The 9728-nt window shown below is 62.7% G+C and carries 14 protein-coding genes; 9 read left to right on the top strand and 5 right to left on the bottom strand.

The genetic code is table 11. From position 1 onward, the window contains the following. From VF515_11900 to VF515_11875, 6 genes are all read left to right on the top strand, one after another. The coding region (locus VF515_11900; protein ID HEX7408337.1) for a BglII/BstYI family type II restriction endonuclease at window positions 1-132 on the top strand (132 nt) is incomplete at its 5' end. Between the two features lie 10 nt (window positions 133-142). Further along, window positions 143-784: an MT-A70 family methyltransferase gene (locus VF515_11895; GenBank protein HEX7408336.1), complete on the top strand. Its 642-nt coding sequence runs from the start codon at window positions 143-145 to the stop codon at window positions 782-784. Further along, window positions 785-1990, top strand: a complete 1206-nt coding sequence (locus VF515_11890; protein ID HEX7408335.1) for an HNH endonuclease — start codon at window positions 785-787, stop codon at window positions 1988-1990. It begins immediately after the preceding gene. A 106-nt stretch (window positions 1991-2096) separates the two neighbouring features. After that, entirely contained in the window at window positions 2097-2528 is a 432-nt protein-coding gene (locus tag VF515_11885) for a CBS domain-containing protein (GenBank protein ID HEX7408334.1), read from the top strand. Between the two features lie 108 nt (window positions 2529-2636). After that, on the top strand, window positions 2637-3464 hold the full coding sequence (locus VF515_11880; protein ID HEX7408333.1) for an enoyl-CoA hydratase-related protein: 828 nt from the start codon (window positions 2637-2639) through the stop codon (window positions 3462-3464). 74 nt (window positions 3465-3538) lie between these two features. After that, a complete protein-coding gene (locus tag VF515_11875) occupies window positions 3539-5047 on the top strand; it encodes a hypothetical protein (protein ID HEX7408332.1) in 1509 nt (502 codons plus the stop codon). 12 nt (window positions 5048-5059) lie between these two features. Here VF515_11875 and VF515_11870 read toward each other — a convergent pair whose 3' ends face one another. The 4 genes from VF515_11870 to VF515_11855 form a co-directional block, all read right to left on the bottom strand. Then, complete coding sequence (locus VF515_11870) at window positions 5060-6010, bottom strand: NAD(P)-dependent oxidoreductase (protein ID HEX7408331.1); 951 nt, start codon at window positions 6008-6010, stop codon at window positions 5060-5062. A gap of 14 nt (window positions 6011-6024) precedes the next feature. Further along, window positions 6025-6585 (bottom strand): phosphatase PAP2 family protein, encoded by a 561-nt coding sequence (locus VF515_11865; protein ID HEX7408330.1) that lies wholly within the window; start codon window positions 6583-6585, stop codon window positions 6025-6027. Further along, on the bottom strand, window positions 6586-7137 hold the full coding sequence (locus tag VF515_11860; protein ID HEX7408329.1) for a DUF4337 domain-containing protein: 552 nt from the start codon (window positions 7135-7137) through the stop codon (window positions 6586-6588). A gap of 117 nt (window positions 7138-7254) precedes the next feature. Further along, a complete protein-coding gene (locus VF515_11855) occupies window positions 7255-7923 on the bottom strand; it encodes a TIGR04282 family arsenosugar biosynthesis glycosyltransferase (GenBank protein HEX7408328.1) in 669 nt (222 codons plus the stop codon). Here VF515_11855 and VF515_11850 point away from each other — a divergent pair. Beyond that, window positions 7895-8047, top strand: coding sequence for a family 1 glycosylhydrolase (locus VF515_11850; protein HEX7408327.1), 153 nt, complete (start codon window positions 7895-7897; stop codon window positions 8045-8047). The two genes, VF515_11855 and VF515_11850, sit on opposite strands and share 29 nt — an antisense overlap. Window positions 8048-8099: 52 nt before the next feature. Beyond that, complete coding sequence (locus VF515_11845) at window positions 8100-8549, top strand: universal stress protein (protein ID HEX7408326.1); 450 nt, start codon at window positions 8100-8102, stop codon at window positions 8547-8549. A gap of 52 nt (window positions 8550-8601) precedes the next feature. Here VF515_11845 and VF515_11840 read toward each other — a convergent pair whose 3' ends face one another. Beyond that, the gene (locus tag VF515_11840) at window positions 8602-9210 is read right to left on the bottom strand and encodes a CDP-alcohol phosphatidyltransferase family protein (protein ID HEX7408325.1); all 609 of its coding nucleotides are present in this window, start codon (window positions 9208-9210) and stop codon (window positions 8602-8604) included. 101 nt (window positions 9211-9311) lie between these two features. Here VF515_11840 and VF515_11835 point away from each other — a divergent pair, with 101 nt between their 5' ends. Next, window positions 9312-9698 (top strand): phage holin family protein, encoded by a 387-nt coding sequence (locus VF515_11835; GenBank protein HEX7408324.1) that lies wholly within the window; start codon window positions 9312-9314, stop codon window positions 9696-9698. Window positions 9699-9728 lie beyond the last annotated feature (30 nt).

The raw sequence follows: 9728 nt of genomic DNA, 5'->3' as shown, positions 1-9728 counted from the left end.
CGCGGCGCGTCGTATGGTGAATCAACGACGCACATGCGAAAACTTCTCCCGAAGATCGAAGGTGGCGGGGCTGGCGGATGCCCCCTGTTGGTATTTGGAATCAGGAAGGCGCTCTATGATCCGAGAAGCTGAGGGTGATGCGATGGATGTCGGACGCGTACTCGTTGAGGGGGTGCACGGCAGGTACGGCACCATCTTGGCCGACCCACCGTGGCGATTCCAAAACCGCACGGGGAAGATGGCGCCAGAGCACCGCCGACTCCGCCGATATGACACGATGAGCATTCAGGACATCCAGGCCTTGCCCGTGGGCCAATTTGCCGCCCCCCGTTCGCACCTGTACCTGTGGGTTCCCAACGCACTATTGCATTGGGGCCTGGATGTCATGGATGCGTGGGGATTCACGTACAAGGGTAATCTTGTGTGGTACAAGATTCGAGCCGATGGTGGCCCAGACGGGCGCGGTGTTGGCTTCTATTTTCGTAACGTGACGGAACTCGTGCTTTTTGGTGTGCGGGGGTCCCTACGGACGCGGGCCGCTGGTCGGCGGCAGGTGAACCTGTTGGCGACACGCAAGCGTGAGCACTCGCGAAAGCCGGATCAGTTGTACGATATCGTCGAGTCGTGCAGCCCCGGTCCGTACCTTGAACTATTTGCGAGATACAGGCGCAATGGTTGGACGCAATGGGGTGACGAAATCGAGAATGATCGTCAACTCGCGCTGTGTGAATCTGAAGGCGATTACCCGCCCCGCGCTTCTAGGCGCATTTGTGTCAGCAGATAAGTGCTTCCGCTCAGCTTCACGAAGAACATCGGTGGCCTCCAAAACGTCTACGGAGCGATTCGGTCTGGATACACTCCGGGCATCAGTATCGGCAAATTTCGAAAGCGTTGCGGCCTCGGCCCCGATCGCTCCCTCATCGCAACGGAATTTTTCCTTTGCACACAGGTCCGTGACGGACAAGAGCACGTTCTCGGCGATACGCTGATCGCTGAGACTTTGAGCCAGCCAACCTACAGCCGCTTGTTGGCGCGGCTCTACTTCTTCGCCGTGAACCTCAACATGCCGGGCGAACGCCTAACCCCAGAGCACCGACAGGCTGGCGCCATGCAAAACTACGTGATCCGCGAGCATGCATTCGTCGGTGATGGGTTACGTCGCGAGCGCTTCGAAAAAGATCAATCGCTCGAACCGCTCATTAAGCAGATCGGTGACTTCAGCAGCCCTGTTGCACGTCGGAAGTGGGTCAACAATTACTACTTCATGGCCGAGCAGTGCGGATTCGTGCTGGCCCCGGATGGCCACCTTGAAACGTTCGCGGACACATGGGGCGCCTTGGCCCTGCGGCTTTTCTTCGAGCGCTATGTCGCGACCAATCCCACGGCTGATGTGGGCACATTAGTATCAGCGGCCCTGGCAGCAGAAATTCACAAATTGCTCGGGGTGTCGCACTCATGGCTTGATGGGAGACTTGAGGGCGCTGCTGAGATGTTTCTTTCCAATCAAGTATCAGTCTTTGAGGGATTCGATGAGACCGAGGCTGAACGAAATGCGGCACGCCGGGGCTTGCCAGCGCCGTCTCCAGGCGGAGAGGCGAAGCGGCGTGAGAGCGTCGTCAAACAAATCATCCGACGGGGAGACAATCGCCGCTTTCTTCAAGATGTCTATGGCGGGGAATGCCAGCTCTCGGGAATCCGACTCATCTTGCCGGATGGTTCGTGTTCCGTGGATTGCGCGCACATTAGACCGCTTGGGGCACCGCATAGCGGTCCAGACGATGTGACGAACATGCTCTCGATTGCCCCCACCATGCACCGCCTGTTTGATCGTAGCTGCGTGCGCATAGATCCAGAAACGCACGCGATCCGACTTCTGCATGGGAACGCAATTCCCCACCTACCGCAGCTTCGCGTTCGGTCGCCGCACACAATCGGCAAGGGATACCTTGCTTACCATGCGGCAACCATCCTCAAGGAGCGACTGTCCTAAATCGGACAGTACCGGTCACCGACTTGATTGCCGAGGGAGTAAGATCTAGTGATCAGATCGCTGGAATCGTCGGGTTGGTCCAGAACCGCCACGCAGGGAGGCGCACATGAAGACCGTTGGCGACATCATCAAGAAGAAGGGAAATCACGTTTGGTCGGTCACGCCCGGTACGACGGTGTACGACACGCTGAAGCTGATGGCCGAGCATGACATCGGCGCCGTCGTGGTGCTCGAGGAAGGGCGGCCGGTCGGCATCTTCTCGGAGCGCGATTACGCGCGCCAGGTGATCCTCAAGGGCCGGACGTCGAAGGACACCCCTGTCCGGGAGGTCATGGTCTCCCGCGTCGTGTTCGTGCGGCCGGAGCAGAGCATCGAGGAATGCATGGCCGTCATGACCGACAAACGCGTGCGGCACCTGCCGGTCCTGGAACGGGGTACGCTGTCCGGCATGCTGTCCATCGGGGATGTCGTCAAGGAGACGATTTCGGAGAAGGAATTCATCATTGAGCAGCTTGCCAACTACATCCAGAGAGGCTGACGGGTTCGCCCGTCGTGGCCCGGCACGCCCCGCGCCCCTTCCGGGCGCAACAGCTTCTTCTTGATCGCGAGCCCGCTCCCGAGATTACATTCGTAAGGAGGAAACACCATGCCAACCGTCCTGGTCGAGACAGCCCGGCCACATGTCAGTGTCATCCGGCTCAACCGGCCCGAGCGGCTGAACGCCATGTCGATCGAACTCTGCCTGGAACTGAAAGATGCCCTCGAACAAGTGGCCAAGGACAATGACTGCTGGATCGTCGTCCTGACCGGCGCCGGGCGCGCTTTCTGCTCCGGCCTCGACCTGAAAGACCAGTCGATGATCCCCAACATCGACGGCCTGACCATCCCGCGCATCGGCCCGCGCGCCATCCGCATCTACTCGCAACTGATCCCGCTCATGCGGCACATCCCGCAACCGATCATCGCTGCAATCAACGGTGCGGCGTACGGCGGCGGCATGTGTCTGACCTTGGCGGCGGACCTGCGCATCGCGTCCGAATCCGCCGTGTTCAACAGCACCGGAATTGTGCGCGGCCTCACCAGCACCGAGCTCGGCGCCAGCTGGCTGCTGCCGCGTCTGATCGGGGCCGCTCATTCCAACGATATTCTGTACACCGGACGGCTGATCGATGCGGCCGAGGCCCTGCGCATGGGGCTCGTCTCCCGTGTCGTGCCCGACGCCGAGATCCTCGAGCGCGCCTTTGAGATGGCCCAGGGCATGTGCGAGTACAGCCCGTATGGCATGCAGATGACCAAGCAAGTCATCTGGGCCAACCTCGAGAACCCTAGCCTGGCGGCGGCCATCGAGCTGGAGGATCGCAATCAGATCATGCTCGGCATGACCGATAATCTCCCCGAGTCCATCACCGCCTACGGTCAGAAACGCAAGCCGGTCTACACCGACGAGCCACGTCGCGGCATCTACAAACCGTGAAACTCCCCTCTCCGCCAGGGGCGAAGCTCCTTGGCCTCGCAGCCGTGTTCCGCTGCCGCGGCTTGCTGATCGCGTTGGTCGGCGTCCTGCTGGCCGCCGGGGTCGTGATGTTCATGGGATCCGGCACGTCGCCGCGGCCGATCGGACAGGGCTGGGGCTACGGCAGCGCGCCGAAGTTCGTTGGCGAACCCGCGGTGGCGCAGCCGCTGGCGGCGCTGCCGGTGCCGCAGCACCCGTTCATGGCCGCCAACGGCGTGAGCAACATGCACAACGACGCGTACGACACCAACACGTATGACGTCAGCGGGCCACTCGGCGTTCATCCGCAGATCCGCTCGAGCGCCCGCGCCTTGCTGGGCGGCGAATGCGCCAGCGTCAACTTCGACCGGCGCGGCCGCATCGTCACGGTGTGCATGAGCGTTGCGGGCCCGAAGCTCCTGCTGCTCGATCCCACCACGCTCGCCGAGCTGGCGAGCTACGATCTGCCGCAGCGGCCATCGACGTGGTCCTTCAATCTGCGCCAGATCGTGACCGACACGTCGGGTGGCGCGTACTTCTACCTCGACGAGCAGGATCGGGCCGTGATCGCGACCAGCGCGCACCGCATCGAGATCGTCGGTCAAGTCCCCACGGCTGCCGGCACGGCCTTCCGGCTCCAGCAGGCGTATGACCTGCGCGGTTTCGTCGCACGCCCGAACCGCCCGGATGACAAAATCACAACGGTACTGCCGGACTGGCAGGGTCGGCTGTGGTTCGTGACCCGGTACGGCCTCGTGGGCACCGTCCAGCCGCACACTGGCGCGATCGCGGTCCTCGAACTGTCCGGGGAAGAGATAGAGAACTCCTTCGCCATCGGTTCCGAGGCCGTCTACATCGTTTCCGATCATGCGCTGTATCGCTTCGAAGCGAACCCGCAGAGCGGCGCGCCGGCAGTCGTCTGGCGTGAAACCTACGACCGCGGCGCTCGTCACAAGCCGGGCATGATCAACCAGGGCTCCGGCACGACGCCAACGTTGTTGGGGGAGGACTTCGTCGTCATCGCCGACAATGCCGACCCGCAAATGCACGTGCTCGTCTATCGGCGCGCGCGCGCCATCGCCGGAAACCGTCTGGTCTGCCAGCAGCCGGTATTTGCACCGGGCCGCAGCACGACGGAAAACACGGTGATCGGTGCGGGCCGCTCGCTCATCGTCGAGAACAACTACGGCTACGACATGTTTCCCACCATGCAGTTCGGCCGTACGAGCGAGCCGGGGATCGTGCGCATCGACCTCAACGACGACGGCAACGGCTGCCACCTGGTCTGGGAGAGCCACGAGATCTCGCAGACCACCGTGCCGAAGCTCTCGTTGGGCAACGGTCTGGTGTACCTCTACACCAAGGATCCGCACGCGGGACGCTGGGTGGACGCCTACTACTTCACCGCCATCGATTTCCGCACCGGTGCGACCGTGTACAAGATCCTCACCGGCACCGGGTTCGCGTACGATAACAACTGGGCCCCGATCACGCTCGACCCCGACGGCGCCGCCTATGTCGGCACCGTTCGCGGCCTGCTCGCCATCCGCGACGGCACGCCTTAGTACTACAATCGCTCACTCCAAGCCCGCGTTCATCCGCGTAATATCGTAGGTCGCACTCCAATCCCGGTGCGCCATGCCGTGCGCGAGGGCGCTGAGGAGTTTGTCCTGGATGATACTGGCATAGGGAAGAGCGACACGGGTGTCCACGGCTGCATCCAAGATGAGCCGCACGTCTTTGAGTCCGGACACGAGGTCGAAACCGGCGTCGTCGAAATCCCGGGTGCGGACTCTGGTGGCGTACGCCTGCAGGCCGGGATGGGCAAACATCGACTGAAACAACCCGTTCAGGATACTGAGATCGATGCCGCTGCGCTCGCCAAATGCGTAGACCTGGCCCATGAGCTCGATCATCGACGCCAGCACGTAGTTGATAGCCAGCTTCAGGCTGTTGGCGACCCGGTGGTCCGCTCCGACATTGGTGATCGCCGCCGTGTAAGCCTGCAACAGACGGCTGCAGCGCTCGATGACCTCAGGATCGCCTGCCACGATGGTCACGAGCTGCCCGGCGTCGGCCGCGTCGGGCCTTCCCACCACCGGAGCGGCCACATAGTGGCTGCCGTGCTCGGCGTGGAGCGTGGCCAGTTGCGTGGCCAGTCTCGGCGAGACCGTCGTCGTGCCGATGTGGATGCTGCCGGGCTTCAGTCCGGCCAACACCCCGTCGTCTCCCGTGACGACATCCAACACCGACTGGTCATCCATGAGGCTCGTCACCACCACGTCGGCTCCGCCGGCCGCTTCCTTGGGCGAGGTCGCGTCCTTGGCGCCAGCCGCGACGAAGGGGAGCATCTTGGATTGCGTGCGGTTGTAGACGACGAGAGGGAAGCCGGCTTTCAGGATGTTGCGAGCCATCCCGGCTCCCATCTTGCCCAACCCAATGAACGCCACTGTCTGGATGTCCACCGCCATGCGCCGGTCTCCCTTCTTCAGTAGTCCCAAGTGTGTGCCGCTCACGACGTTCGTCAAGAACGGTTCGGCTTTCAGTTGCGCGCCGTCAGCGCGCGCACCAGCAGCATGGCGAGGCCTGCCGCTCCCATGCCGATGAGGGCGCCGCCCACGACGTCTGCCGGAAAATGCGCGCCCACCGCGACGCGCGAGATGCATACGAGCGCGGCAAGCAGCCAGAGAACCCATCTCCACGGGCGAGATCGCGCCGACAGCGATGTCGCCAGCAGCGCGACGAAGGTCGCGTGTCCCGAAGGGAAGGACTCGTGAAGCGCCGGTTCACCAAGGACAACTACGGCGGTTCTCCCGAGCGCCTGCAAGGGCCGGGGAAAGGCGAGCAGCGGCTTCAGCGTCGAGACGACGATGGCCGTAAACGCGTAGCCGACGGCAAACACCGCGACGTTGCGCCGCGGCAGCAATCGGGGCGCCGCCTGCGCGAGAAGCAGTACGACGGCCAAGTAATAGGGGTAGAGTTCGTAGTTGCCGAGCCAGGTCATGGCCAGCATCAAGCGGTCCCACCACGGCGCGTGCAGGCCGTTGATCAGATGGAACAGCGCGACGTTCAGTCCGAACCAATCGTAGAGGTGACCCACCACTCAGCCCGCCATCACGATCGCTGACAACCACAGAGCGACACCGCCCGCCGCACTGACCAACGCCACCAGGAACAGCCACCGCCGTTGCGTCAGCGCGGTGACGGAGGCGAGCGAAATCGCGATCTGCAAAAAGATCATGGCGAGCGCAAAGCGCCCGTGCGATCGGCCCAGGTGCTCCGACTCGGCGTCGGCGCGTTGTGAGGCCTCGTCGAAGGTGCGCGCCTGCGCCATCAGCTCGTCCTTCTGCTTGGTGTACTTCTGAATCTTCTCGTCAAACTGTCCCGCCCGTTCCGGCGGAACCAGTTGTTGGGCCAGCTCCATGACGTGCGTCTTGGTACTCACCGACTGGTAGTGGTTCCATTCGTTCGACGCTTCGGCCTTGCGCAGCACCGCTTCGTTCTTCTTCAGCAGCACTTCATTCAACTGATGACTGCCCTGGAAGCCGACCACGGCGCCGAATGCCGCCAGGATAGCTGTGAAGATCGCCACCGACTGTTCGAGCCGGCCGGTAGCATGAATTCCCTCCGGTACCTCTAACCCTTCTTCGCCCATAGTACCTGATCTCCTCTCCCCACCATGTAGTATCCCCGGAAGACCACTGCCACGACAAGAGCTTCGGGGGGCGACGTTCTCCCCCTGAATCGATTCGATCCGGTGGCGTCTCCTGAGTCACCCTTTCTTTCCGTCCCAGCTTTTCAATAGCCTGGCGGTGTGCGGTAACCGCGGCTCGCAGCCGCCGGTTGCCAGCAACTCTCGCAGCCGGGCCAGGTCACCGGCATCATCGACATCGAACGTCGGCGGAACGAGGTGGACGCGCAAGCGGGCGGCCGCGGCTTTGGCGAGCGTCTCCGCCAACACACGCGGCGTGCTCATCTCGACGCCGGTGAAAACGTCATGCGGCTCCCGCATGGCGATCAGATAATACCCGCCGTCATCGGTCGGCCCCAGGACGACATCGGAACCGTCGAGAGCCGCTTCCGCCTCGTCCAGCCACTGTTCCTGCACGTGGGGCACGTCGGCGCCAATGAGGATGACTTTGTCGAAGCCTTCTGCCTGCAGCAGACGAAAGCAACCGTGCATGCGCTCGCCCAGATCCTGCCCCGCCTGCGGCACACAACGAGTGCCAGCGGCGACGAGGGAGGGAAAGTTGCTCTCGGGCGGATGGAAGGCCCAGATCAGTGCGCGGCTCTTGCGCCCGAAGCGGTCCTCGAGATCGCGCAGGAAAGCCTGGTAGACCAAACATGCCCGCTCGGCACCGATGGATCGCCCCAGGCGTGTCTTCACCATGCCGACATTCGGATAGCGCGCCATGATGACGAACGCGACGGGCTGGGGCATCGCCCTGATTCTGACGCGAAGTTGGACGAGAATCCACACAAACGGATCTCTCTGGGGCACCGCCACTTCCGCCTACCAGATCGAAGGCGCGTACAAGGCTGACGGCCGGGGCTTTGTCGTCTGAACCAAATGATGGTACTGGGAGTGCGAAGATGGCTCCAACCGAGGAGGTTCACGTGGTTGAGGGATTCAGACGCATCATGCTACCGGTGGATTTCTCGAAACATGGTGACCGGGCGGTCGAATATGCCGTGTGGTTCGCCCGCATGTCCGGCGGCACCGTGCACCTCGTCCACGTCATCGCCAATCCTGCCGATCCGATGTGGGAGCCGCAGGAGGTCCCCAGCTGGGATCTCGTTTCCCATTCGGAAAAGAAGGCGCGCGCGCTGCTGGAAAGCACGGGACAGCGGCTGTTGCCGGCCGACTGTCCCCGCCAGTACCTCGTTCTACAGGGGAACCCGCACGAAAAACTGATTGAGGCGGCGAAGCAGATCGAGGCCGACCTCATCGTCATGTCCACCCATGGCCGCGGCGGAGTCGCCCATCTCGTCATCGGCAGCGTGGCCGAGAGGACCGTGCGCCATGCGTCCTGCCCGGTGTTTGTGGTGCGCCGCGAGGCCGAATGACAGATGCGGCCGCACAACGCGGCCACTACCGCCTAACACCACGAGACGGCGTCTACCGCTTCTCACGGCTGAGCGCCGCGAAACGTTCGGGCTCTGAGTGGAATTGACGCGGGCCGCGTGCGACTGCGCGTGAAAACACCGCCGCTGCGGAATAGAGCGGTACCAGCCAAAACAGCCTGCCGAGGATCTCTGGTGGCAGCAGGTGAATGGCGGCGGTGTTGTTGAACACCAAGACGCCGACGAGCGAATAGTTGCAAATGCCGGCAACGTGTCCGATGCGGCTCCCGATCAAAGTCGGCGCGCCGGCGCTGCCGCGTACCCGCGAGTCGAACACATAGAAGGCAAATGAAACGCCGACCGCCGCCGGCACCCACCAGGGGACCTGCGACCGGAACGCGTAGGTGGACAGCGCACAGAGGATGAATCCGATGTCGGCCAGGTGATCGAAGGTGCGGCCGGTATTACTCACGTGTCCGTAGCGTCGCGCCAAGCGTCCGTCCCACACGTCGGTCGCCGCAATGACCAGAAACAGGAGGCCACTGGCCAAGCGGAGAACCGAGACCGTGTCGGCAAACCAGACCGCAGCCACGAATGCCGGCGTCAGGACCACGCGGAGACCCGTCAGCAGGTTGCCTGACTGGACTCTCAGGCGGTGATTCATACGGCTATCCTAATGGAGTCCAAGGCCGAAAGTCCAAGGCCCCGTGCCTCGTCTTGAAGCATCCAAGGCCGCATAGTACCTTGTCTGGGGGGTAAATAGCTGTGCGCGGTCTGATCATTCGCTGGGTGACGACGGCCTTGGCTCTGTGGCTCACCAGTTTCATCGTCAAGGGCATCGCGATCGAGGGCATCGGGTCACTCTTCTTCGCGGCGGTGGTGTTGGGCATCTTCAACGCCGTTTTGCGGCCCTTGGTGCTGCTCATCACGTTCCCCATCAATCTGGTCACGCTGGGCTTATTCACGTTGGTCATCAACGGCGCCATGCTCAAGCTCACCAGCGAAGTGGTACGCGGGTTCAGCGTGACCGGCTTCTGGTCTGCGGTGATCGGCGCCTTACTGCTGAGCGCCATCAGCTTCGCGCTCAACCTCTTCGTCAACGATGCCGGCCACGTGCAATACCTTTACGTGGAACGGATCGATCACAGGTGAGCCACGGCGCAAGCCGGCCTGGATGCTTAG

Source organism: Candidatus Binatia bacterium (genome assembly GCA_036382395.1).
Classification (GTDB): domain Bacteria; phylum Desulfobacterota; class Binatia; order HRBIN30; family HRBIN30; genus JAGDMS01.
Note: the sequence above shows the minus strand (reverse complement) of the source record. Positions and strands in the feature narration are given on the sequence as shown.